At 67.0% G+C, this 23,919-nt stretch carries 25 protein-coding genes; 17 read left to right on the top strand and 8 right to left on the bottom strand.

The genetic code is table 11. From position 1 onward, the window contains the following. Window positions 1-134 precede the first annotated feature (134 nt). The 7 genes from C265_RS26415 (at window position 135) to C265_RS26390 (ending at window position 5,723) form a co-directional block, all read left to right on the top strand. Entirely contained in the window at window positions 135-644 is a 510-nt protein-coding gene (locus C265_RS26415) for a DUF2244 domain-containing protein (RefSeq protein WP_011614466.1), read from the top strand. Window positions 645-702: 58 nt separating this feature from the next. Beyond that, on the top strand, window positions 703-1,974 hold the full coding sequence (gene coxB, locus C265_RS26410; protein WP_010814821.1) for a cytochrome c oxidase subunit II: 1,272 nt from the start codon (window positions 703-705) through the stop codon (window positions 1,972-1,974). 38 nt (window positions 1,975-2,012) lie between these two features. After that, window positions 2,013-3,620: a cytochrome c oxidase subunit I gene (gene ctaD, locus C265_RS26405; protein WP_010814820.1), complete on the top strand. Its 1,608-nt coding sequence runs from the start codon at window positions 2,013-2,015 to the stop codon at window positions 3,618-3,620. A 73-nt stretch (window positions 3,621-3,693) separates the two neighbouring features. After that, window positions 3,694-3,825: a cytochrome oxidase small assembly protein gene (locus C265_RS32695; RefSeq protein ID WP_010814819.1), complete on the top strand. Its 132-nt coding sequence runs from the start codon at window positions 3,694-3,696 to the stop codon at window positions 3,823-3,825. A gap of 17 nt (window positions 3,826-3,842) precedes the next feature. Next, window positions 3,843-4,454: a cytochrome c oxidase assembly protein gene (locus C265_RS26400; RefSeq protein ID WP_010814818.1), complete on the top strand. Its 612-nt coding sequence runs from the start codon at window positions 3,843-3,845 to the stop codon at window positions 4,452-4,454. 39 nt (window positions 4,455-4,493) lie between these two features. Then, complete coding sequence (locus C265_RS26395) at window positions 4,494-4,718, top strand: DUF2970 domain-containing protein (RefSeq protein WP_010814817.1); 225 nt, start codon at window positions 4,494-4,496, stop codon at window positions 4,716-4,718. 144 nt (window positions 4,719-4,862) lie between these two features. Continuing rightward, window positions 4,863-5,723: a cytochrome c oxidase subunit 3 gene (locus C265_RS26390; protein WP_010814816.1), complete on the top strand. Its 861-nt coding sequence runs from the start codon at window positions 4,863-4,865 to the stop codon at window positions 5,721-5,723. Between the two features lie 129 nt (window positions 5,724-5,852). Here the strand turns inward: C265_RS26390 and C265_RS26385 are convergent, their stop codons facing one another. After that, window positions 5,853-6,062 (bottom strand): twin transmembrane helix small protein, encoded by a 210-nt coding sequence (locus C265_RS26385; protein WP_010814815.1) that lies wholly within the window; start codon window positions 6,060-6,062, stop codon window positions 5,853-5,855. Here C265_RS26385 and C265_RS26380 point away from each other — a divergent pair. From C265_RS26380 to C265_RS26360, 5 genes are all read left to right on the top strand, one after another. Continuing rightward, on the top strand, window positions 6,061-6,858 hold the full coding sequence (locus C265_RS26380; RefSeq protein WP_010814814.1) for an SURF1 family protein: 798 nt from the start codon (window positions 6,061-6,063) through the stop codon (window positions 6,856-6,858). The genes C265_RS26385 and C265_RS26380 overlap by 2 nt on opposite strands. Before the next feature lie 53 nt (window positions 6,859-6,911). Next, on the top strand, window positions 6,912-7,562 hold the full coding sequence (locus tag C265_RS26375) for an SCO family protein (RefSeq protein ID WP_010814813.1): 651 nt from the start codon (window positions 6,912-6,914) through the stop codon (window positions 7,560-7,562). 10 nt (window positions 7,563-7,572) lie between these two features. Next, window positions 7,573-8,685 carry a heme A synthase gene (locus tag C265_RS26370; RefSeq protein WP_010814812.1) on the top strand — a complete coding sequence of 371 codons (1,113 nt, stop codon included), beginning with the start codon at window positions 7,573-7,575 and terminating at the stop codon, window positions 8,683-8,685. After that, window positions 8,682-9,626, top strand: a complete 945-nt coding sequence (gene cyoE, locus C265_RS26365; RefSeq protein ID WP_037025354.1) for a heme o synthase — start codon at window positions 8,682-8,684, stop codon at window positions 9,624-9,626. The genes C265_RS26370 and cyoE overlap by 4 nt, the downstream gene beginning before the upstream one ends. Before the next feature lie 128 nt (window positions 9,627-9,754). Continuing rightward, the gene (locus C265_RS26360) at window positions 9,755-10,375 is read left to right on the top strand and encodes an SCO family protein (protein ID WP_010814810.1); all 621 of its coding nucleotides are present in this window, start codon (window positions 9,755-9,757) and stop codon (window positions 10,373-10,375) included. A gap of 106 nt (window positions 10,376-10,481) precedes the next feature. Here C265_RS26360 and rpoH read toward each other — a convergent pair whose 3' ends face one another. Further along, on the bottom strand, window positions 10,482-11,408 hold the full coding sequence (gene rpoH, locus C265_RS26355; protein ID WP_010814809.1) for an RNA polymerase sigma factor RpoH: 927 nt from the start codon (window positions 11,406-11,408) through the stop codon (window positions 10,482-10,484). 340 nt (window positions 11,409-11,748) lie between these two features. Here rpoH and C265_RS26350 point away from each other — a divergent pair, with 340 nt between their 5' ends. After that, entirely contained in the window at window positions 11,749-12,624 is an 876-nt protein-coding gene (locus C265_RS26350) for a pirin family protein (RefSeq protein ID WP_010814808.1), read from the top strand. Window positions 12,625-12,643: 19 nt separating this feature from the next. On the opposite strand, the gene ybiB is transcribed toward C265_RS26350, so the two are convergent. The 5 genes from ybiB to C265_RS26325 all read right to left on the bottom strand — a co-directional run bounded on the left by ybiB (window position 12,644) and on the right by C265_RS26325 (window position 17,848). After that, the gene (ybiB, locus tag C265_RS26345; protein ID WP_010814807.1) at window positions 12,644-13,636 is read right to left on the bottom strand and encodes a DNA-binding protein YbiB; all 993 of its coding nucleotides are present in this window, start codon (window positions 13,634-13,636) and stop codon (window positions 12,644-12,646) included. Window positions 13,637-13,745: 109 nt separating this feature from the next. Next, window positions 13,746-14,549 carry an ABC transporter ATP-binding protein gene (locus C265_RS26340; protein WP_010814806.1) on the bottom strand — a complete coding sequence of 268 codons (804 nt, stop codon included), beginning with the start codon at window positions 14,547-14,549 and terminating at the stop codon, window positions 13,746-13,748. An 18-nt stretch (window positions 14,550-14,567) separates the two neighbouring features. Continuing rightward, the gene (ntrB, locus tag C265_RS26335) at window positions 14,568-15,473 is read right to left on the bottom strand and encodes a nitrate ABC transporter permease (protein WP_010814805.1); all 906 of its coding nucleotides are present in this window, start codon (window positions 15,471-15,473) and stop codon (window positions 14,568-14,570) included. A gap of 51 nt (window positions 15,474-15,524) precedes the next feature. Next, window positions 15,525-16,835 (bottom strand): CmpA/NrtA family ABC transporter substrate-binding protein, encoded by a 1,311-nt coding sequence (locus tag C265_RS26330; protein WP_010814804.1) that lies wholly within the window; start codon window positions 16,833-16,835, stop codon window positions 15,525-15,527. Between the two features lie 365 nt (window positions 16,836-17,200). Continuing rightward, a complete protein-coding gene (locus C265_RS26325; protein ID WP_037025353.1) occupies window positions 17,201-17,848 on the bottom strand; it encodes an ANTAR domain-containing response regulator in 648 nt (215 codons plus the stop codon). A gap of 253 nt (window positions 17,849-18,101) precedes the next feature. Between C265_RS26325 and C265_RS26320 the strand changes: the two genes are divergently transcribed. Both C265_RS26320 and maiA read left to right on the top strand, forming a co-directional pair. Beyond that, complete coding sequence (locus C265_RS26320) at window positions 18,102-18,803, top strand: fumarylacetoacetate hydrolase family protein (RefSeq protein ID WP_010814802.1); 702 nt, start codon at window positions 18,102-18,104, stop codon at window positions 18,801-18,803. A gap of 4 nt (window positions 18,804-18,807) precedes the next feature. Next, window positions 18,808-19,455 (top strand): maleylacetoacetate isomerase, encoded by a 648-nt coding sequence (maiA, locus tag C265_RS26315; RefSeq protein ID WP_010814801.1) that lies wholly within the window; start codon window positions 18,808-18,810, stop codon window positions 19,453-19,455. A 17-nt stretch (window positions 19,456-19,472) separates the two neighbouring features. Here the strand turns inward: maiA and ftsY are convergent, their stop codons facing one another. Then, window positions 19,473-20,633 carry a signal recognition particle-docking protein FtsY gene (ftsY, locus tag C265_RS26310; RefSeq protein WP_011614476.1) on the bottom strand — a complete coding sequence of 387 codons (1,161 nt, stop codon included), beginning with the start codon at window positions 20,631-20,633 and terminating at the stop codon, window positions 19,473-19,475. Between the two features lie 218 nt (window positions 20,634-20,851). Between ftsY and C265_RS26305 the strand changes: the two genes are divergently transcribed. Beyond that, entirely contained in the window at window positions 20,852-22,399 is a 1,548-nt protein-coding gene (locus tag C265_RS26305) for a pitrilysin family protein (protein ID WP_010814799.1), read from the top strand. 9 nt (window positions 22,400-22,408) lie between these two features. Beyond that, complete coding sequence (locus tag C265_RS26300; RefSeq protein WP_010814798.1) at window positions 22,409-23,791, top strand: pitrilysin family protein; 1,383 nt, start codon at window positions 22,409-22,411, stop codon at window positions 23,789-23,791. Window positions 23,792-23,919 lie beyond the last annotated feature (128 nt).

Here is a 23,919-nt window from a genome sequence, read left to right as displayed (position 1 = left end):
GTATGGGAAGCGCCCTATAATGCGCCAGTTTGTCGCAGTGGTCCCCTGGCACAAGAACGTCCTGGTTTTGCACTTGCACTGTGCGGCCCGGACGCCATCGTCCCGGGTGTGCATCCGATGCAGAGTGGTTGGCGATGCAAGACTTGGGTATCGCATTCCAGACGGCAGGTGGTGACTCCGGCGGAAATCTCGACGGACCTCCCCCCGCGCCCCACGACTGGCTGATGAAGCGGAATTGCTCGCTGAGTCCACGCCAGGTCGGCTGGTTTTACCTCTCGATCCTCACGGTTTCGCTTGCCATCGCGTTGTTTTTTGCGTGGCAAGGGTCCTGGCTCGTACTGCCGTTCGCGAGCATCGAGCTGATCGGGCTGGGCATCGCACTGCTGGTGTATGCGCGCCATGCGACAGACTATGAGCGCGTCAGCATCACCGACGGCACGCTGGTCGTGGAGACAGCCAGCGCCGGACGGGTGACGCGTCAGGAATTCAATCCGCGCTGGGTGCGGATCGAACTGGGTGAATCGTTCCGCGCGCTGGTGACGCTGCGCTCGGGCGGGCGTGAGGTACAGGTGGGGTGTCACGTGGACCCGTACCGGCGACGCAAGTTCGCGCAGGAGCTCGCAGCGGCCTTGCGCCGCCTCTGAGAGGCGGCGGTGGCGGCGGCGGGGACAGATTTGAATCTGTAAATTGGGTAGATAACAAATGAAAATGTGGAAGAAGGCATCCGCAGTTTGTCTGGCCGGCGCGTCCCTGCTTGCCAGCCAGGCGGCGTCCGCGGTCAGCGACATGCCGGGCGGCCCCGCCGTGCGCCAGCTCAACCTGACCGAGCCGGTTACCAAGATCGCCGAACAGATTCACTGGCTGAACTGGATGATGTTGATCATGTGCACGGTGATCTTCGTCGCGGTATTCAGCGTGATGTTTTATTCCGTCTTCAAGCACCGCAAGGCCAAGGGTGCCAAGCCGGCTGCCTTCCACGAGAGCATCACGGTCGAAGTGATCTGGACCATCGTCCCGTTCATCATCGTGATTGCGATGGCCCTGCCGGCCACCAAGACCGTGGTGGCGATGAAGGACACCACCAACTCCGACATCACCATCAAGGCCACCGGCTACCAGTGGAAGTGGGGCTATGACTACCTGAAGGGCGAAGGCGAAGGCATCTCCTTCGTGTCGACCCTGACCACCCCGCGCGAGCAGATCAACAACGAGCAGCCCAAGTCGAATACCTACCTGATGGAGGTGGACAACGAGCTGGTCGTGCCGGTCAACAAGAAGATCCGCATCGTCACCACCGCCAACGACGTGATCCACGCCTGGATGATCCCGGCCTTCGGCGTCAAGCAGGATGCGATCCCCGGCTTCGTGCGCGACACCTGGTTCAAGGCCGAGAAGATCGGCGTGTACCGCGGCCAGTGCGCCGAGCTGTGCGGCAAGGAGCACGCCTTCATGCCGATCGTGGTGCGCGTGGTCTCGGACGCCGACTACACCAAGTGGGTCGACGGCAAGAAGAAGGAGCTGGCGGCCAAGGCCGACGATCCCAACAAGACCTGGACGCTGGACGAGTCGAAGGTGCGTGGCGAGAAGGTCTACGCCGCCAACTGCGCGGTCTGCCACCAGCCCAACGGCAAGGGCGGCGGCGCCTTCCCGGCGCTGGACGGCTCCAAGCTGGTCAATGGCCCCAAGGCCGGCCAGATGCACATCATGCTGGAAGGCAAGGCTGCCATGCCGTCGTGGAAGCAGCTCTCGGACACCGAGCTGGCCGCGGTCATGACCTATACGCGCAATGCCTGGAGCAACAAGACGGGTGAAGTGGTCCAGCCGAGCGACTTCGTGGGCGCCCGTGCGGGCAAGTTCCCCGAGGGCGGCGGCGCGGCAGGCGGCGCAGCGCCGAAGGCCGAAGCCAAGCCGGCCGACAAGGCTGACAAGGCTGACAAGCAGGCCAGCCTCGCGGGCAACCGCGTCGCGGGCTGACCCGCTGAAGACAGAACAGGATTAGAGGAGCATTTGCGATGAGTACTGCTACCCCGGACGCGCTCGCCCATCCGCACGATCATGCGCATGACGACCACGCGCACGACCACCCGCATGGCTGGCGCCGCTGGCTGTTCGCGACCAACCACAAGGACATCGGTACGCTGTACCTGCTGTTCTCGTTCATCATGCTGCTGTCGGGCGGCTTGCTGGCACTGCTGATCCGCCTGGAGCTGTTCGAGCCGGGCCTGCAGTTCTTCCGCCCCGAGCTGTTCAACCAGTTCACCACCATGCACGGTCTGGTGATGGTGTTCGGCGCGATCATGCCGGCCTTCGTCGGCTTCGCCAACTGGATGATCCCGCTGCAGATCGGCGCGTCCGACATGGCGTTCGCGCGCATGAACAACTTCAGCTTCTGGCTGATGCCGCCGGCCGCGCTGCTGCTGGCCGGCTCGTTCCTGGTCCCGGGCGGCGCCACCGCCGCCGGCTGGACCCTGTACGCGCCGCTGTCGGTGCAGATGGGCCCGGGCATGGACATGGCCATCTTCGCGATGCACATCATGGGTGCGTCGTCGATCATGGGCTCGATCAACATCATCGTGACCATCCTCAACATGCGCGCCCCCGGCATGACGCTGATGAAGATGCCGATGTTCTGCTGGACCTGGCTGATCACCGCCTACCTGCTGATCGCCGTGATGCCCGTGCTGGCCGGCGCCATCACCATGGTGCTGACCGACCGCCATTTCGGCACGAGCTTCTTCTCGGCCGCCGGTGGTGGTGACCCGGTGATGTACCAGCACATCTTCTGGTTCTTCGGCCACCCCGAGGTGTACATCATGATCCTGCCGGCGTTCGGGATCGTCTCGCAGGTGGTGCCGGCGTTTGCCCGCAAGCGCCTGTTCGGCTACAGCTCGATGGTGTACGCCACCGCCTCGATCGCCATCCTGTCGTTCATCGTGTGGGCCCACCACATGTTCACGACCGGCATGCCGGTGACCGGCCAGCTGTTCTTCATGTACGCGACCATGCTGATCGCGGTGCCCACCGCCGTGAAGATCTTCAACTGGATCGCCACCATGTGGCGCGGCTCGATGACCTTCGAGACCCCGATGCTGTTCTCGATCGGCTTCATCTTCGTGTTCACCATCGGCGGCTTCACCGGCCTGATGCCGGCCGTGGCCCCGATCGACATCCAGCTGCAGGACACCTACTTCATCGTGGCGCACTTCCACTATGTGCTGGTGGCCGGCTCGCTGTTCGCGCTGTTCGCGGGCTTCTACTACTGGGGTCCGAAGTGGAGCGGTTTCATGTACAACGAAACCCGCGGCCAGATCCACTTCTGGGGGTCGATCATCTTCTTCAACGTGACCTTCTTCCCGATGCACTTCCTGGGCCTGGCCGGCATGCCGCGTCGCTATGCCGACTACCCGACCCAGTTCGCTGACTTCAATGCGATCGCGTCGATCGGTGCGCTGGGCTTCGGCCTGATGCAGGTGTACTTCTTCTTCTTCGTGGTGCTGCCGTCGTACCGCGGTGGCGAGAAGGCCGCCGACAAGCCCTGGGATGGCGCAGAGGGCCTGGAGTGGACCGTGCCGTCGCCGGCGCCGTTCCACACCTTTGAAGTTCCCCCGCAGGTCCGCTAAGGCGCGGCCAGCGTAATCAGGCAGCGGGAGGCGGCAGCGTCGCCTCCCGCGCCGGCAAGCAACAGAAGCAGCTATGCAGTCTCCAGACAAAAGCCCATCACGCCCGGACCAGAAGGCCGCCAACCGGCGCCTTGGCCTGATCCTGCTGTCGATCGTGGTGGTTTTCTTTCTGGGGTTCTTCGCCAAGATGATGTTTCTTGGCTGAGGCGGCAGGGTAGCGAGATGAGCATCGACCAGCAGGCTGGCAGGGAAGCGGACAAGCGGTTCAACCGCGGCATGATGCTGCGCCTGGTCGTGATCGTGGCCGTGATGTTCGGCTTCGGCTATGCGCTGGTGCCGCTGTACAAGAAGATCTGCGAGATCACCGGCATCAACGTGATCACCACGCGCGAGCTGCACGGCGCGGTGAAGAACACGCAGGTCGACAAGAGCCGCACCATCACGGTGGAGTTCGACTCCAACGCGCGCGGGCCCTTCGCCTTCCGGCCGGTGAAGAACAGCATGGAAGTGCATCCGGGCGAGATGGCGACGATCGTCTACGAGGTGGCCAACGGACAGCCGCGCGATATTTCGGCGCAGGCCATCCCGAGCTACGCGCCCAAGCAGGCGACCCAGTATTTCATGAAGCTGGAGTGCTTCTGCTTCAAGCAGCAGACGCTCAAGGCGAAAGAGGCGCGCGAGATGCCGGTGGTGTTCGTGATCGATCCCGCGCTGCCCAAGGATGTGAAGAATATTACGCTGTCGTACACCTTCTTCGAGGTGGGTGCGCCGGTGGCGCAGGCGCCCGAGGGCCAGCTGGCGCCGCAGCCGGCAACGGCCGGCAAGGGCATCTGAGGCGGCCGCGGTGCATGCCGGGGCGGAGGAGGACGGGCAATGGATGAGATGAAGGACGCGGTCAAGCGCAAGATGTCGTTCGGGCAGACCATGCGCGCGGTGCTGTGGTCGTTCATCGGCCTGCGCAAAGGCGCCGAGCACGAGCGCGACATGGCCCGGCTGAACCCGGTGCATGTGGTGATCGCCGGAGTGATCGCGGCGGCCATCTTCATCGCGGTGCTGGTGCTCATCGTGCGCACCGTGGTGGGGCAGGCAGCGGGATAGCAGGGCAGGAAGGGTAGACAACAAAAGCAGTCGCAGAACAAAGCAACCGCGGCGGCGGGGCTGGCCCGGAGGAGGGGACGGCCCGCAGTGCCAAAGCGCGGATCACGAATACTGAATCAAAGACTCTGAGCTGGAGATAAAAGAATGAGTGCGAATCGCGCAAACGCTCCGTACTACTTCGTACCGGGCCCGTCGCGCCACCCGATCACGGCAAGCTTCGGCCTGCTGATGACGGGCGCGGGTGCCGCCGGTTGGGTAAACGGGCAGCCCTGGGCGCCGTACCTGTGCGGCCTCGGCCTGCTGTGGTTCCTGTTCGTGCTCAAGAGCTGGTTTGGCGACGCCATCAGCGAGTCCGAAGGCGGCATGTACGGCAAGAACATCGACCTGTCGTTCCGCTGGTCGATGGGCTGGTTCATCTTCTCGGAGGTGATGTTCTTCGCGGCCTTCTTCGGCGCGCTGTTCTATGCCCGCACCATCGCCATGCCATGGCTGGGCGACCTGAACAACAAGATCCTGTGGCCCGACTTTGCCGCGGTATGGCCCAACACCGGCCCGGCCGGCGTGGTGGAAAGCTTCCAGACCATGGGTCCGTGGCCGATCCCGACAATCAACACCGCGCTGCTGCTGATGTCCGGCCTGACGCTGACCTGGGCGCACCACGCGCTGCTGGCCGGCAAGCGCAGCCAGCTGATTCAGGGCCTGTCGCTGACCATCCTGCTGGGCGCGGTCTTCATGTGCTTCCAGGTGTACGAGTACATGCACGCCTACTCGGAACTGAACCTGAAGCTGACCTCGGGCATCTACGGCTCGACCTTCTTCCTGCTGACCGGCTTCCACGGCTTCCATGTGACCATGGGCGCGATCATGCTGGCCGTGGTGCTGGTCCGCGTGCTGAAGGGCCACTTCACGCCTGACCACCACTTTGCATTCGAAGGCGCCGCCTGGTACTGGCACTTCGTTGACGTGGTGTGGCTGTTCCTCTACGTCGTGGTGTACTGGCTGTAAATCCGGCTGCCGTACCCGCCGGCGCGCCCCCCGGGGGCCGCCGGCGCCAACGCAAAAGAGAAACGCCGCAGGAGGTTGTCCAGCCTGCGGCGTTTGTCTTTTGCGGGCCTGGTGCCCGCGTCCTGGCGTTCAGGGTGCCATGCGGATGCCCGTGCTGTGGATCCAGCCCATCCAGTTCGAGAACAGGATGAACAGGAACAGCGCCATCGAGAACCCGACGCGCAGCATCAGCGAGCGCATCATGTTGGGCGTCGTGCCGCGGTCGCGCATCATGAAGAACAGGGCGGAGGCCAGGCTGGCGATGATCAGGATGAAGGCAACGATGATGACAAAGCGCATGGCGGGGCAGGTCGGGGCCAGGAGCGACGGAAAGACCCATTATCGCACCAGCCCGTTGCCGCTGGCCGCTGCACTGGTGATGATCGCCGTGACCTGCGCGCTGGGCAACTGGCAGCTCAACCGCGCGCACGACAAGGAGGCGCGCGCGGCGCGGCTGCAGGCGCTGTCGGCGCAGCCGCCGGTGGTGCTGGGCACGGCCCCGCTGCCGCAAGTTGTGACCGACCGCACGGTCCGCGTGACCGGGCGCTTTGACACGGCCCGCACCGTATTGCTGGATAATCGCCCCCACGGCAATGGCAGCAGCCCCGGGGATAGCCGCGCCGGCTTCCTGGTGCTGACGCCGCTGCGGATTGCAGCCGCCTCGCCGGCGCCCGCAGGTGCCGCCGGCGCCATGCAGGCGGTGCTGGTGCTGCGCGGCTGGCTGCCGCGCGATGCCCAGGACCGCACCCGGATTGCGCCGTTCCCCACGCCCGAGGGCGAGGTAACGATCGAAGGCACGGCACTGGCGGCCGTGCCGCGGGTCTATAGCCTGGGCCAGGACGCCGCCGGCAGCAAGATCCGCCAGAACCTGGACCTCGCTGCCTATGCGGCTGAAACCGGCCTGGCGCTGCACCCGCTGGTGCTGGAGCAGCGCAGCGACAGCGGCGATGGCCTGGCGCGCGACTGGGCCCCGGCCGACCTGGGCGCGGACCGGCACTACGGCTATGCCTTCCAGTGGTTCGGGCTGGCCGCGCTGACGGTGGTGCTGGTGGTCGTGCTGGGCTGGCGCCGCGCGCGCCGGGTGGCAGCACCGTAACTCGAATGAACCGGGCGCATGCGCTCGCCGAAGACAAAGGACAGACGTACTCCATGGCACAGCAAGACTCCGCCCCGGCCGCCGCGGCCTCGCCGCCGGATACCCGCATCGATGCGCGCACGCGCCGTGGCCGCCTGCAGATGCTGATGCTGTTGCTGGTGTGCGCGTCGCCGGTGATCGCCTCTTACTTCACCTATTACGTCATCAAGCCGCGTGGCGGCGCCACCAACTACGGCGCGCTGGTCGACCCGCAGCGGCCGATGCCGCCGGTGCGCGTCACCGATGAGCAGGGCCGGGCCGTGCCGCTGGAGCAGTTCCGCGGCAAGTGGCTGCTGGTGACCACCGACCCGTCCGCCTGCGACGAGGCCTGCGCGAAGAAGCTCTTCACCATCCGCCAGATCCGCGCCGGGCAGGGCCAGGACCGCGAACGCATCGTGCCGGTGTGGCTGGTGACCGACGACGGCAAGATCGACGAGCGCCTGAACGCCGCCTACAACGAGCCCTACGCGGGTGTGCGCTTCCTGCGCATCGACCGCCAGGCCGCGCAGCAGTGGCTGCCGGCCGAACCCGGCAAGCGCGCCGAGGACACCCTGTTCCTGGTCGACCCGCTGGGCAACCTGATGATGCGTTTCCCGCAGGATCCGGACCCCAAGAAGATGAGCGGCGACCTGAAGAAGCTGCTCAAGGTCTCGCGCATCGGCTAAAGGGGACGGCATGCTGCTGCAACTGGCCATCATCGGCATCCTGATCGCGCTGTTCCCGCTGTCCTACGTGCTGGTGAAGGGGGACCGCAACAAATACCGCAAGCTCGCCTGGATCACGGCGTTCCTGACGCTGGACCTGATCATGTTCGGCAGCTTCACGCGCCTGACCGACTCCGGCCTGGGCTGCCCCGACTGGCCCGGCTGCTACGGGCACTCCAACCCGCACGCCGCGATGGAGCCGATCCGCGCGGCCGAGACCGCGCTGCCCAGCGGCCCGGTGACGCTGGCCAAGGCGTGGATCGAGATGATCCACCGCTACTTCGCCATGGCGGTCGGGGTGCTGATCATCACGCTGATGGTGCTGGCGTGGGTCAAGCGGCGCGAGCTGAAGCAGTCGCCGTGGTTCGCCACCGGGGTGCTGCTGCTGGTGTGCGTGCAGGGTGCGTTCGGCGCTTTCACCGTGACCCTGAAGCTGCAGCCGATCATCGTGGTCACGCACCTGATGCTGGGCATGGCTCTGCTGGCCGTGCTGATCCAGCTGGGCTCGCGCAACGATCCGCCGCACCCGGTCGCGGCGCGGGCCGCGCGGCTGCGCTGGCCGGTGCGCATCGGCCTGCTGCTGCTGGTGATCCAGATCTTCCTGGGGGGCTGGGTCAGCACCAACTACGCGGTGCTGGCCTGCACCGACTTCCCGCTGTGCAATGGCCAGCTGGTGCCCGAGATGGATTTCCGCCACGGCTTCACCCTGTGGCGCCAGCTGGGCATGACCGCCGATGGCGACTACATCCCGCACGCGGCGCTGGTGGCGATCCACTGGGTGCACCGCGGCTTTGCCTTTGTCGTGCTGGGCTACCTGGCGTGGCTTGGCCTGCGAGCGCGCCGGCTTGAAGGGCTCGCGCGCGCGGCCGGCTGGCTGCTGGCCACGCTGGTGCTGCAACTGGCCACCGGGATGTCCAATATCGTGTTCGACTGGCCGCTGGTGGCCGCGGTTGCGCACAACGGCGGCGCGGCGCTGCTCCTGCTGCTGCTGGTCCGCCTCCACTACAATACAGGGCTCGCAGGGCTCACCATGCGGGCCGCCGGCGCCCCCGCTGCCGTGCCGAACGCCGCCCGCGCCACATGAAAGACAAGACCCCTTCCGTGGTTACCGCTACCCACCCCCATTCGCTGGGCAAGTTGAGCCGGATACGGCACCTTGCCCGACAATATGCCGCCCTGACCAAGCCGCGCGTGACGCAGCTGGCCGTGTTCTGCGCCATCATCGGCATGTTCCTCGCCACGCCCGGCATGGTGCCGTGGCGCGTGCTGATCGGCGGCGCCGCCGGCATCTGGCTGCTGGCCGGTGCGGCCTTTGCCATCAATTGCCTGGTCGAGCAGAAGATCGATGCGCTGATGCGCCGCACCGCGTGGCGCCCGTCGGCCACCGGCGAGATCACCACGCCGCAGACCCTGGTGTTCTCCGCCGTACTGGGCGGCGCCGGCATGTGGCTGCTGCACGTCTACGCCAACGACCTGACGATGTGGCTGACCTTTGCCACCTTCCTCGGCTACGCGGTGGTCTACACCATCCTGCTCAAGCCGGCCACGCCGCAGAACATCGTGATCGGCGGGCTCTCGGGGGCGATGCCGCCGGCGCTGGGCTGGGCCGCGGTGGCGGGCGAGGTACCTGCCGAGGCCTGGTTCCTGGTGCTGATCATCTTCACCTGGACCCCGCCGCACTTCTGGGCCCTGGCGCTGTACCGCCGCGCCGACTACGCCAAGTCCGGCCTGCCGATGCTGCCGGTCACGCACGGCGAGCGCTACACGCTGCTGCATATCCTGCTGTACACGCTGATCATGATCGCCGCGACGCTGCTGCCCTTTGTCTACGGCATGAGCGGCTATATCTACCTGGCGGCCGCGTTGGCGCTGGGCGCGGGTTTCCTGGCCTACGCCTGGAAGATGTACCGTAACTATTCGGACGAGCTGGCGCAGCGCACCTTCCGCTTCTCGATCCTGTACCTGTCGCTGCTGTTCGCCGCGCTGCTGGTCGACCACTACTTCAAGTTCGTGCCGCAGGTCTGACCTGTGGCCGACCGGCTGCGGCATCTTGTCGCGGCCGGCGCAGCGTGGCGGCACGATCGGCGATACTGCGTGATGTCGCCGCCCTCCGGTGCCGCTGTTTCCTCCCACCCCTGACCGGTTTCCGCCGCATGCCCCGCCTAAGCCCCGCCTCCGGCCTGTTCGCCGCCTTCCGCCGCTTTTCCCTGCTGGCCGCGCTTGCGCTGGCCGTGGCTGCCTGCGGGCAGCAGAAGGCCTCGTTCCGCAATGTCGACATCACCGGCGCGGCGGACTTCGGCAAGGACTTCTCGCTGACCGACCATCACGGCAAGGTGCGCACCATCGCCGACTTCAAGGGCAAGGCGGTGGTGATGTTCTTCGGCTACACCCACTGCCCGGACGTGTGCCCGACGACGATGGCCGAACTGAAGGCGGTGATGGAGAAACTGGGCCCGGATGCCGACCGCGTGCAGGTGCTGTTCGTCACGGTCGACCCGGAACGCGACACGCAGGCGCTGCTGGCGCAGTACGTGCCGGCCTTCGATGCGCGCTTCCTGGGGCTGCGCCCGGCCGACGAAGCCGCACTGCAGAAGTTGACCAAGGACTTCAAGGTGTTCTACGCCAAGGTGCCGGGCAGCTCCCCGAACAACTACACGGTGGACCACTCCGCGGGCAGCTATGTGTTCGACCCGGACGGCAAGCTGCGGCTGTTCATCCGCCACGGCCAGGGTCCGGATCCGATCGCGCACGACCTGAAACAGCTGCTGTCGTGACGTGAAAGGGTGGGAAGGGGTGCGGCATAAGGTCGCACTCACCCTCTCGCGGGCAACAAAAAGGCCGGTCCAGTGGACCGGCCTTTTGCATGGCTGGGGGTGCGGATCAGGCGAACGCCTGCAGCGCCCCCTTCATCTTCTTCATGGCCGCGGCCTCGATCTGGCGGATGCGCTCGGCCGAGACGCCGAACTCGTCAGCCAGCTCATGCAGCGTGGCGCCGCCCGAGCCATCGTCTTCGACGTGCAGCCAGCGTGCCTCGATGATGCGGCGGCTGCGTTCGTCCAGCTTGCCCAGCGCTTCTTCCAGGCCCTCGACCTGCATGCGGTCGTGGCGCTTGGCTTCCAGCACGCGGGTGGGCTCGTTGTGGTTGTCCGCCAGGTAGGCGATGGGGGCGAATTCCTCTTCGCCGTCGTCGATCTGGCCTTCCAGCGCCAGGTCGCCGCCCGACAGGCGGGTTTCCATCTCCATCACTTCTTCGGGCTTGACGTTCAGCTCGCGCGCCACGGCCTCGACCTGCTCCGGCGTGAACGTGTGCGCGCCCTGCTTGTGGCTGCGCAGGTTGAAGAACAGCTTGCGCTGGGCCTTGGTGGTGGCCACCTTGACCATGCGCCAGTTCTTCAGCACGTATTCGTGGATCTCGGCCTTGATCCAGTGCATCGCGTACGACACCAGGCGCACGCCCTGGTCGGGGTCGAAGCGCTTGACCGCCTTCATCAGGCCGATATTGCCTTCCTGGATCAGGTCGGCGTGGGGCAGGCCGTAGCCCAGGTACTGGCGGGCGATCGACACCACCAGGCGCAGGTGGGACATCACCATCTGGCGGGCAGCGTCAACGGAATCGTGGTCGCGGAGCTCGCGCGCCAGGCGCTGCTCTTCCTCCGCGGTCAACAGCGGAATCCGGTGGACAGCCTGGATATAGCTGTCGAGGTTGCCAACGGTGGCCGGGAAGGTCAGCGCGAAGCTGCCCGTGCTCCGGGGTGCCGTCGGCAGACGGTTATTCAGGGTTTGGTCGGCAGACAAGACTGCGTTCACTCAATGGCTCCTTTCGCATCCGGCGGTTCGGTTGCCGGGGTGCCGCGCCTGTTGGGGCGGTGGCACTGCAACACATATTAGCACTCAGGCCGGGTGAGTGCTAATTGGAGCCCCGATGGTCGTGATAGTTCCTCTCGATTGCTCTTGCTGCTGGCATAGCTACCTATCAATTCGAGCGGCGGGAACGATACCCACGGTTCGGCGCACTGGATGTTAGAGCGGTGCCGGGCACGGGGGTTCTGCCCGCTGCTGCAATGATTTGTTGCAGCAGCGGCTACACTCGACCAAGCTGCGGCGCGCTGGCATCCTTGCAAGCCTCTCTCATTCCACCGGAGGAGTTATGTCTGCTATCGAACACTTGCTCAAGCCGCATGTGCGCGACCTGGGCGATTTTACCGTGCGCCGGCTGTTGCCCGCCGCCGCCACCCAGACCGTTGGTCCGTTTATCTTCTTCGACCATATGGGGCCGGTGCAACTGCCGCCGGGCGGCGGAGCCGACGTGCGCCCGCATCCACATATCGGACTGGCCACGGTCACTTATCTGTTCGAGGGCGAGATCATCCACCGAGACAGCCTGGGCAGCGACCAGGCGATCCGCCCGGGCGATGTCAACTGGATGACCGCCGGGCACGGCATCGTGCACTCGGAGCGCTCGCCCGAGCATGTGCGCCCCGCCGGGGCCCGCCTGCACGGCATCCAGACCTGGGTGGCACTGCCGCAGGAGCATGAGGGTGCCGAGCCGTCGTTTTTCCACCATCCCGCCGCCACGCTGCCACGGATCGAGCGGCCGGGTGTGCGCATGGTGGTGATTGCGGGCGATGCCTTTGGCCAGGTCTCTCCGGTCAAGGTCTTCAGCCGCACCCTGTACGTGGCGATCGAGCTGGATGCGGGCGCGAGCGTGGAGATCCCGGCCGATCATGCCGAGCGGGGCATCTATCCGGTGGACGGGGCGGTGGCGCTCGACGGCGAGCCGCTGCCGGCCGAGCATATGGTGGTGCTCACGCCGGGCCAGCCCGCAACGCTGACGGCCACGACGCCGTCGCGCGTAATGCTGCTGGGCGGCGACCCGACCGACGGGCACCGCTTCATCTACTGGAATTTCGTTGCCAGCAGCAAGGTGGCGATCGAGGCCGCCGCCCAGCGCTGGGAGGACGATCAGTTCCCGCACGTGCCGGGCGAGACCGAGCGCATCCCGCTGCCCCCGCGCAAGCCCTGACAGCGGTCCCGGGGCTGGCTCAGACCGGGCTGGCCCAGGTCACGCGAGTGCCTTGCCGCAGGCATTCGCGGATGGCCTCGACCTGGATCGCGATCGGTGCCGGCACCGGCGCCGCGCCGTCCAGCACGCGCCGGATCCAGGCCACGGTCTGGCCGGCGTCGCTGCCGGGCGGCAGTTCAGGCACTTCGGCCAGCGAACCAACAGCCGGATCGACCAGCGTCTGCTGGTGCCCCTCGTGCAGCCAGTCGATGCGGCTGGTGCGGCGCGCATCGGCCACCACTTCGCCCTCGGTGCCGCGTGCCAGCAGCACGTTGGCGGGTTCATGCGAGAAGTAGTCGGTCAGCGTCTCGCGGTATTCGGGGTGGGTGTAGCTGTACAGGCGCAACCCTTCCGCGGGCGAATGCTCGCCCACCGGCTGCAGCATCTTGGCCACCGTATGCGCCGAATTGCGCAGGCCGATCACGGTGCGCCGCTCCAGCAGCTGCGACAGCCCGGGCGACAGCACATCCACCGGCAGCACCGCCAGCGGCCCGAGGTCGCTGCTCTCGCGCAGCCGTGCCGAGGCGTCGCCGGTAGTCGCGCACAAGGGCACGCCCAGCGCCTCGAACAGCGCCATGCTGGTCACGCGGCCATTGAACAGGCGCGTGCCGTGCACCAGCACGGGGACATCTTCGCGCGCCAGCAGCAGCGCCAGCAGCGGCACCAGGTTGGGTTGCTTGCGCGCACCGTTGTAGCTGGGGATCACCACCACCTGCCGGTCAGGCGGCGCCGGCAGCGGCTGGCAGTGCGCATGGGCGGCTTCCAGCATGCCGGCCAGCTCGTGCGGGGCCTCGCCCTTGATGCGGTAGGCCATCAGGATGGCGCCGAGCTCCAGGTCCGAGACGCGCCCGGCCAGCATGGCGTCGAACAGGGCCTGCGCGTCTTCGCGCGGCAGCGCCCGCGCGCCGTTGACGCCGCGGCCGATCTCCTTGATATAGCGGGCAGCAGGGAAGGACGTGGCTGGCGTGGTCATGGCGGCGTGGGGGTAGTCTGTTCTGGGTTCATGATAGCGGAGCCAGGCCGCCGCGCCCATCGCCGCCTGTGCCACATAGGGCCGCCCACCGGCACGCGGCCGGCGGGCACTACGCGGCTTCCTGCAGCGCCGGGTTGCGCTGCTTGCGGTAGAGGAAGTCCAGCACCGCGGTGCGGCAGGCGTGGTAGGCCTTGTCGTCGGCCAGCGCGACGCGGTCGCGCGGACGCGGAAGCTCCACCTTCAGGATCTCGCCGATGGTCGCGGCCGGACCGTTGGTCATCATGATGATGCGGTCGGCCAGCAGCACGGCCTCGTCGACGTCGTGGGTCACCATCACCACGGTGCTGCGGGTGCGCGCCACGATCTTGATCAGCTCGTCCTGCAGGTGCGCGCGCGTGAGCGCATCGAGCGCGCCGAAGGGCTCGTCCATCAGCAGCACCTTGGGCGCCATCGCCAGCGCGCGGGCAATGCCCACGCGCTGCTTCATGCCGCCGGAGATCTCATGCGGATACTTGTTCTCGGCGTGCGTCAGGCCCACCAGCGCCAGCGTGTCGTGCGTGCGCGCCTTGAGCTGCGGCTTGCTCTCGCTGGCGGCGAAGACGCGCTCCACGCCCAGGTAGACGTTCTCGAAGCACGTCAGCCACGGCAGCAGCGAATGGTTCTGGAACACCACCGCGCGCTCCGGCCCCGGCCCGGCGATCTCGCGCCCGGCGCAGATCAGCGCGCCGGTGGTGGGCGTGGCCAGTCCCGCGACCAGGTTCAGCAGCGTGGACTTGCCGCAGCCTGAATGGCCGATCAGCGTGATGAACTCGCCCTCGGCGATATGCAGGTTGATATCGCGCAGGGCGACGAACGGGCCCTTGCGGGTCTTGAAGGTCTGGCCGACGTTTTCGATGCTGACGAACTTGTCCATGGCGATTCTCCCCGCGTGTCAGTTGGTGCCGTAGCTGAAGCGCCGGGCCAGCGCCAGCAGCGCATGCTCCAGCAGCAGCCCGATGATGCCGATCACGAAGATCGCGATCACGATGTGCTCGACCTTCAGGTTGTTCCATTCGTCCCACAGCCAGAAGCCGATGCCGGTGCCGCCGGTCAGCATCTCGGCCGCGACGATCACCAGCCACGCGGTGCCGATCGACAGCCGCACGCCGGTCAGCATGTAGGGCAGCACCGCGGGGAACAGCACCCGCGTGAACACCTTCCATTCCGACAGGTCCAGCACGCGCGCCACGTTCAGGTAGTCCTGCGGCACGCGCGTGACGCCGACCGCGGTGTTGATCACCATCGGCCAGATCGAGCAGATGAAGATCGCCCAGATCGCGGCCGGGTTGGCGGCCTTGAACAGCAGCAGGCCGATCGGCAGCCACGCCAGCGGCGAGACCGGGCGCAGCAGGCTGATCACCGGCGCGGTCATCGCGTTCAGGAAGGCGAAGCGCCCGATCAGGAAGCCGGCCGGGATGCCGACCAGCGCGGCCAGGCCGAAGCCCGCCGCGACGCGCGCCAGCGATGCCAGCACGTTCCAGCCGATGCCCTGGTCATTGGGCCCGTTGCGGTAGAACGGGTCGGCAAACAGCGGCACCGCGGCGTTCCATGTGGCCTGCGGCGTGGGGATGGCCGGGATCATCGTGGCGATGCCGTGCCAGGCCAGCACGAACAGGGCAAAGCCCAGTACCGGCGGCACGGCCTTGAGCACCAGCGCGGCGACCGCCTCGCGGCGTTGCGCGCGCCGTGCCTGCGCGGCGATTTCCTGCTCGCGCCGGCGCGCCCGCTCCTTGGTGTCGGGGTCGGCGCTGGCGGCTACGGTTGCACCATCGGGCGTGGGGTGGGCTATGGCATTCACGTCTGGCTCCTTTCGTCAGGGGCACTGCGGATCAGTGGGGGAAGGCTTGCGTCAGGCCTTGATCTTGAAACCGTCGGCGTAGGCCTTGGGGTCCTTGCCGTCCCAGACCACGCCGTCGATCAGCTTGGCGCTGCGCATGTCGCTCTTGGGCAGCGGCACCTGCGCGGCGGCGGCGGCCTGCTTGTAGACGTCGATGCGGTTGACCTGCCGGGCCACGGCGAGATAGTCCGGATGTTCCTTCAGCAAGCCCCAGCGCTTGTGCTGGGTCAGGAACCACATGCCGTCGGACAGGTACGGGTAGTTGGCGGCGCCGTCCTGGTAGAACTTCATCGCGTCGGGGTCGTCCCAGGTCTTGCCCAGGCCGTTGGTGTAGCGGCCCAGCATGCGGTCCAGGATGATGTCCATGTCGGTGTTGACGTAGGACTTGGCGGCAATGGTCTCGGCGGTCTTGCGGCGGTTGGAGGCCGACGCATCGATGAACTTCGATGCCTCCAGCACCGCGGCCACCATCGCGCGCGCGGTGTTGGGGTATTTCTGCACGAACTCCGCGGTGGTGCCCAGGGTCTTCTCGGGGTGGCCCTTCCAGATGGCCTGCGTGGTCTCGGCGGTGAAGCCGATCTTGTCGGCGATGGCGCGCGCGCCCCAGGGCTCGCCCACGCAGAAGCCGTCCATATTGCCCACGCGCATATTGGCCACCATCTGCGGCGGCGGCACCGTGATGGCCTTGGCGTCCTGCATCGGGTTGATGCCGTTGGCCGCCAGCCAGTAGTACAGCCACATTGCGTGCGTGCCGGTGGGGAAGGTCTGGGCGAAGGTGTAGTCGCGCTTCTCCTTCATCATCAGCGCCTTCAGGCTGGCGCCGTCCTTGACGCCTTTCTCGGCGAGCTTGGACGACAGCGTGATGGCCTGGCCGTTGTGGTTCAGGTTCATCAGCACGGCCATGTCCTTCTTCGGGCCGCCGATGCCCAGCTGCACGCCGTAGATCAGTCCGTACAGCACGTGCGCCGCGTCCAGCTCGCCGTTGACCAGCTTGTCGCGCACGCCGGCCCATGAGGCTTCCTTGGTCGGCGTGATCTTGATGCCGTATTTCTTGTCCAGCCCGAGCGTCGCGGCCATCACCACCGAGGCGCAGTCGGTCAGCGGGATAAAGCCGATGCGCACGTCGGTCTTCTCGGGCGCGTCCGAGCCCGCTGCCCACGCACCGGCGCGCACCAGCGGATCGACCAGCGTCATCACGCTGGCGCCGGCGATGGTGGCAAGCGCGCGGCGGCGGCCGCTGCTGGCCGGCACGGCGTCGGCAGCCGCGTCGGGAACGTGGACGGCTGCGTGCAGCGGCTTGGCAATCCTGAGGCGAGAGGGCATTGCATGGCTCCAAGAAAAAAGGCGTCCCCTCCGCGACCGGCTTCTCCAGAAGACCGGTGCGGCGCAGGGACGCCGTTGTCCGTGGCGTGACGCAGCCCGCGTTGGCCGTGTCCGCCGAAATTGTTGGTCGGCCGCCGTTGGCCGATACCTGCATAACGCAAGGCGTGTGCCAGCCTGTGCAGTGCAGCATTCGAGGGCGGATTTGTGACGGATCGGGGGGAAATGATCGGATGTGGTGCGCGCGCGCTGGCCGCCGCCACATTCGGGGGAGCAGGGGAGGGAGGTGACGCAGCGCGGCAGCGCCAGGAGCGTGCATTGCACCAGTCGCGTGCGGCAGCGCACCACGGCTGGCAGGCGGGAGCGGCTCAGCCCATCACGTCGATCACGCGCTGGGCCGCGTCCACCAGCTTCAGGCCGCGCTCCATCGCCATGCTGCGCAGGCGCTTGTAGGCCTCGTCCTCGCTGAGGCCGCGCGCCTGCATCAGCAGTCCCTTGGCGCGCTCGACCACCTTGCGCTCGGCCAGCTTGAGCCGGGTGGCATCGAGCTCGGCGCGCAGCTGCTGATCCAGTTCGAAGCGTGTGTAGGCGACGTCGAGCACGGTCTTGACGCGCTCGGCGCGCAGGCCGTCGACGATATAGGCGGTGATCCCCGCCGTCAGCGCTGCCTTGATGCGCTGGCTGTCGTCGTTGTCGGTGAACAGCACGATCGGGCGCGGCGCATGCTGGGTCGAGACGCAGACATGCTCGATGGTGTCGCGCGCGGCGGATTCAGACGCGATGATCAGCATGTCGGGCTGGGTGGCCGTGATCACATCCGGCAGGCGCAGGTCGGCATCGACGATCTGGATCTCGGTAAAGCCGGCGCTGACCAGCCCGCCGCGGATGGTCTCGACGTTCAGCGGGTCGGCGTCATGCGGGTCGCGCACGAGCAGGATCCGCAACACCCGGCCGCCGGCAGTGGGCGGGGCAGGTGCGGCAGCGGTGGGCGATGGGGGCGGGTGGCGTCGTGTCATGGCTAGGCTCTGTTGCAGTGCGCCATGCAAGATTCGCGCCGGGTAAGTATCCGGCACCTGCGCCAGTTCGGTGCGCTGGCGCTGCGAGGATGCCTGGATTCATTGTATGCGGTCGTACGCAGAGCCAACTCTCGCGGTGTATCCTGTTGCCCTGCTGCGCCGGGCGCGTCTGCTGGCGACGCCGCGCATGGCTGCTTCCTGCAACCCTGCCCACCCGCGCCGCAGCACCGATCAGAACAATCTGGAGAGATGCATGACCGAATTCGTGTTCGCTCCGGCCGCGCCCGTTGGCGTGCCGGTGCGCGGCAGCAATGCTAGTTTCCCGGTACGGCGCGTGTACTGCGTCGGCCGCAACTATGCTGCCCACGCCCGTGAAATGGGCTCGGACCCCGACCGCGAGCCGCCGTTCTTCTTCTGCAAGCCGTCCGACGCGGTCAGCTACGTCGCCGACGGCACCGAAGGCGCCTTCCCGTACCCGCCGGGCACCAGCAACTGCCACTATGAAGTGGAGCTGGTGGTGGCGATCGGCAAGGGCGGCCGCGACATCCCGGTCGACCAGGCAGCCGGCCACGTGTTCGGCTACGCCGTGGGCCTGGACATGACCCGCCGCGACCTGCAGAACGAATCGAAGAAGACCGGCCGCCCCTGGGAGACCGGCAAGGCCTTCGACCAGTCCGCGCCGATCGGCCCGATCGTGCCGGTCTTGGCCATCGGCCATCCGCAGAAGGGCGCAGTGACGCTGGCGGTCAACGGCGTGGAGAAGCAGCGCGGCGACCTGTCCGACCTGATCTGGTCGGTGCCGGAGATGGTGTCGTACCTGTCGAAGCTGTTCGAGCTGCAGCCGGGCGACCTGATCTTCAGCGGCACGCCCGAAGGCGTGGGCCCGGTGGTCAAGGGCGATGTCATGCAGTGCCACGTCGGCGGCGTGGGCGATCTCACCATCAAGGTAGTCTGATCCGATGCTAAAGCTTTACAGCTATTTCCGCAGTTCGGCCTCATTCCGCGTGCGCATTGCGCTGGAACTCAAGGGGCTGTCCTATGACTATGTGCCGGTGCACCTGCTGAAAGAAGGCGGCCAGCAGCTCAAGCCGGAATTCCGCGCCGTGAATCCCGACGGACTGGTGCCGGCGCTCGCCGACGGCGAGCACGTGCTGCAGCAATCGCTGGCCATCGTCGAATACCTGGACGAGGTCCATCCCGAGCCGAAGCTGCTGCCCGGCACGGCGCTGGACCGCGCCTATGTGCGCGGACTGGCCCAGGAGATCGCGTGCGAGATCCACCCGCTGAACAACCTGCGCGTGCTGAAGTACCTGAAGCACACCGTGGGCGTGACCGACGAGGTCAAGGACGCGTGGTACCACCACTGGATCGAGCTGGGCTTTGCGTCGCTGCAGGCCAACCTGGAGCGCGGCGGCAAGGCCGGGCGTTTCTGCTTTGGCGATACGCCCACGCTGGCCGATATCTGCCTGGTGCCGCAGGTATTCAACGCGCAGCGCTTCAATATCGACCTGGCCCGCTACCCGGCGATCGCCAGGATCTATGAAACCTGCATGGAGCTGCCTGCTTTCCAGAAGGCGGAGCCGAAGGCGCAGCCTGACGCGGAATAAGCGTTCGCAACCGGGCCTTACCCCAGCAGCGCTTCGGCGAACTCATCCGCCTTGAACGGCTGCAGGTCCTCCACCTTCTCGCCCACGCCAATGAAATAAACCGGCACCGGGCGCTGGCGCGCGATAGCCGCCAGGATGCCGCCCTTGGCGGTGCCGTCGAGCTTGGTCACGATCAGGCCGGTCAGGCCCAGCGCGTCATCGAAGGCGCGGGTTTGCTGCAGGGCGTTCTGGCCGGTATTGGCGTCGATCACCAGCAGCACCTCGTGCGGCGCGCTCGGCATGGCCTTGCTGATCACGCGCTTGACCTTCTTGAGCTCTTCCATCAGGTGCAGCTGCGTCGGCAGGCGGCCGGCGGTGTCGGCCATGACGATGTCGATGCCGCGCGCCTTGGCCGCATTGACGGCGTCGAAGATCACCGCCGCCGGGTCGCCGCTTTCCTGCGCCACCACGGTGACGTTGTTGCGTTCGCCCCAGATCGTCAGTTGCTCGCGCGCGGCGGCGCGGAAGGTATCGCCGGCGGCCAGCAGCACCTTCTGGTCATAGCGCTGGAAGTGCTTGCACAGCTTGCCGATGCTGGTGGTCTTGCCGGCGCCGTTGACGCCCGCGATCATCATCACCAGCGGCTGCTCGCGGCCCAGCGCCATGGTTTTTTCCAGCGGGCGCAGCAGCTGCGTCAGCAGCTCGCGCAGCGCCGCCTTGACGCCTTCGGCGGTCTCGATGCGCTCGGCCTTGACGCGCTTGCGCAACTCGCCCAGCAGGTACTCGGTGGCTTCCACGCCGGCATCTGCCATCAGCAGCGCGGTTTCCAGTTCTTCGAACAGGGCCTCGTCGACCTTGACGCCGACGAACAGCGTGCCGATGTTGCGGCTGGTCTTGGACAGCCCGGTACGCAGCCGATGCATCCAGCCCAGCTTCGCTTCAGCGGTCTGGGCGGGCGGCGGGACCAGCTCGAGCGCTTCGGCCGGTGCGGGCGCCGGCAGGGGGATCGGGGCCGCCACGGGCGCTGGGGCAGGGGGTGGCACTTGCGCCGGGACCGGTGCCGGTGCGGGCGCAGGGACTGGCGCAGGCGTGGGGGCCGGTGCCGGTACAGGGGCGGGGACCTCGACCGGAGCGGGGGCCGGGGCTGGCGCCTCGGCGGGCGCGGGCTCGGCCTTGCGCTTCTTCCAGAAACTAAACATTGGGGAATGGAGTCAATACCGGGGCCGATACCCTGGCGGCAGCCAAATGCCAGCAGGCAACCGGTTATAAATCAATGGGTTACGCAGGCATCGCGATGGCTGGGGAGAAAGCGTTGTGGTCCCGGCCGGCGATTGCGTATAGTTCGCTACATGGCAGATTCATGCGCGCAGTCTTGCGCACGTGAGTCGATCGGCAAAATTCTAGCAGACGGGGTCGCATGAACCATTGCGCTGTCCTGGCCGCTGCGGGCGCACAAGGCACCAAAGCCTGCGTCGCAACGCGCTTCCAACGCCTTTCACCTTCCTCCAAACCGCTTCCCGCCCGCGCCGCGCGTCTCGCGCGGCGAGTCATTCCCACGCTGCTGCTGGCCTTGCTGCCGTGGTCGATGCCGGCAGGGGCGCAGGGCGTGGTGGCTTCGCCGATGCCCGGCACGCAGACCGCCCCGGCCGGCGCGACCGCGCATGGCACGACCGAATACCGCCTGTCCAACGGGCTGCGGCTGATCGTCAAGGAAGACCACCGCGCGCCCACGGTGGCGCACCAGATCTGGTACCGCGTGGGCGGCATCGACGAGGTCAGCGGCACCACCGGCGTGGCGCACATGCTCGAGCACATGATGTTCAAGGGCACGCCCAAGGTCGGCGTGGGCGAGTTCTCCAAGCAGGTGGCCGCGCTGGGCGGGCGTGAGAACGCCATGACCAACCGCGACTTCACCATGTACTACCAGCAGATCGGCAAGCAGTACCTGCCGAGGATGATGGAGCTGGAGGCCGACCGCATGGCCAACCTCGTCATCACCAAGGACGAGTTCGAACGCGAGATGAAGGTGGTGATGGAAGAACGCCGCCTGCGCACCGATGACTCCGCGCGCGGCACCGTCTATGAGCAGTTGCTGGCCACGGTCTACACCGCCGCCGCGTACCGCCACCCGGTGATCGGCTGGATGGACGACCTGGTCAATATGCGCGTGGACGACGTCAAGGAGTGGTACCGCCACTGGTACGTGCCCAACAACGCCATGGTGATTGTCACCGGCGACGTCAAGGCCGAGGAAGTGCGCGCCCTGGCCGAGCGCTATTACGGCAAGCTCAAGCCGCGTACGCTGCCGCTGCGCAAGGACCAGGAAGAGCCGGCGCAAAAGGGCATCAAGCGCATCTGGGTCAAGGCGCCGGCCGAGAACCAGTACATGGTGATGGCCTACAAGGTGCCGCGCCTGCGCGATATCGAGAAGGACGTCGACCCCTACGCGCTGGAGGTGCTGGCGGCCGTGCTCAACGGCTACGACAACGCACGACTGACGCGCGAACTGGTGCGCGAGCAGCGCCTGGCCGACGACGTCAACGTCGGCTATGACAGCATCAACCGCGGCGAGTCGCTGTTCGTGCTCGACGGCACGCCCGCCACAGGCCACAACACCGACGAGATCGAGCGCGCGCTGCGCGCCGAGGTCCAGCGCATCGCCAAGGAGGGCGTGTCGCCGGAGGAGCTCAAGCGCGTCAAGGCGCAGGTGGTGGCCGGCCAGATCTACAAGCGTGATTCGGTGTTCGGGCAGGGCATGGAAATCGGCGTGTCCGAGATCTCGGATATCTCCTGGCGCCAGATCGACCGCATGCTCGACAAGATCAAGGCCGTCACGCCGGCGCAGGTGCAGGCCGTCGCCGCGAAGTATTTCAACGACGACAACCTGACCGTGGCCACGCTGGTGCCGCAGCCGATCGATCCGAACAAGCCCAAGTCCCAGGCCCCGTCGGGCCTGCGCCACTGAGGAAAGGCGATGACTCAGTCCGTCACCACCCCGCAGCGTGCGCTGCGCAAACTGGCCGGCGCCGCATTGGGCGCCGTGGTCCTGCTGGCTGCGCAACTGGCGCAGGCCGCGATCCCGATCGAGCACTGGACCGCGTCAACCGGCGCCAGGGTGTTCTTTGTGCATAGCCCGTCGATCCCGATGCTCGACGTCAATATCGACTTCGACGCCGGCAGTCGCTATGACCCGCCGGGCAAGGCCGGGCTGGCCACGCTGACCGCCGCGCTGCTGGACAAGGGCGCCGCGGCGCTGGAAGGCCAGCCGGCGCGCGATGAAGCGAAGATCGCCGATGGCTTTGCCGATACCGGCGCCGCCTTTGGCGGCGCCGCCGGCGGCGACCGCGGCGGCATCGGGCTGCGCACGCTGACCGCCCAGCCGGAGCTGGACCAGTCGGTCGCGCTGGCCGCGCAACTGATCAAGGCGCCGACCTACCCGGACGCTGTGGTCGGGCGAGAGAAGCAGCGCCTGATCACCGCCATCCGCGAAGCCGACGCCAAGCCCGGCGTGATCGCCGACAAGGCGCTGGCCAAGGCCATGTACCCTGACCACCCCTATGGCGTGGCCGCGACCCCGGACAGCGTGGCGTCGATCACGCGCGACGACATCGTCAGGTTCTGGCGCGACAACTACGGCGCGCAGCGCGCGGTCGTGACGCTGATCGGCGCGGTCGATCGCAAGCAGGCCGAAGCCATTGCCGAGCAGCTCACGCGCGGGCTGCCGCCCGGCAGCGCGGCGCCGGCCATGCCGCAGGTGCGCCTGAACATCGCCCCGAGCGAGCAGCGCATGCCGCATCCGGCACAGCAGTCCAGCGTGGCCATCGGCCAGCCGGCGATTGCCCGCGGCGACCCTGATTATTTCGCGCTGCTGGTGGGCAACTATGTGCTGGGCGGCGGCGGCTTCAGCTCGCGCCTGACTGACGAGGTGCGCGAGAAGCGCGGCCTGACCTACGGCGTGGACAGCTACTTCGCGCCGTCCAAGCAGCCGGGTCCGTTCGGCATCAGCCTGCAGACCAAGAAGGCGCAGACCGACGAAGCGCTGGCGCTGGTGCGCCAGGTGCTGGCGCGCTTTGTCGCCGAGGGCCCGACCGAGAAAGAGCTGCGCGCGGCCAAGGACAACCTCATCAACGGTTTCCCGCTGCGCATCGACAACAACCGCAAGCTGCTGACCAACGTCGCCAATATCGGCTGGTACGGGCTGCCGCTGGATTACCTGGACACCTGGACCGCCCAGATTGGCAAGGTCACGCGTGAGCAGGTCAGGGCCGCTTTCCAGCGCCATGTGCGCCCGGACAATATGGCGACGGTGATCGTCGGCGGCCCTGTCGCGGCGCCTGCGACTGCCGCCAGACAGTGATGCCGGCGCCGCTTGGGCCCGTCATGCGCGCCGGGGCTCCGGCGCGTGCGGCGAACCGGCCCGCAGGCTCTACAATCACGGGATGAATTCGCGTTCCCGATTGCCGTCGCCCGCCATCGGCGGGCGAC

This window comes from Cupriavidus sp. GA3-3, from assembly GCF_000389805.1.
Lineage (GTDB): Bacteria > Pseudomonadota > Gammaproteobacteria > Burkholderiales > Burkholderiaceae > Cupriavidus > Cupriavidus necator_D.
This window is presented reverse-complemented; position numbering and strand designations above follow the sequence as displayed.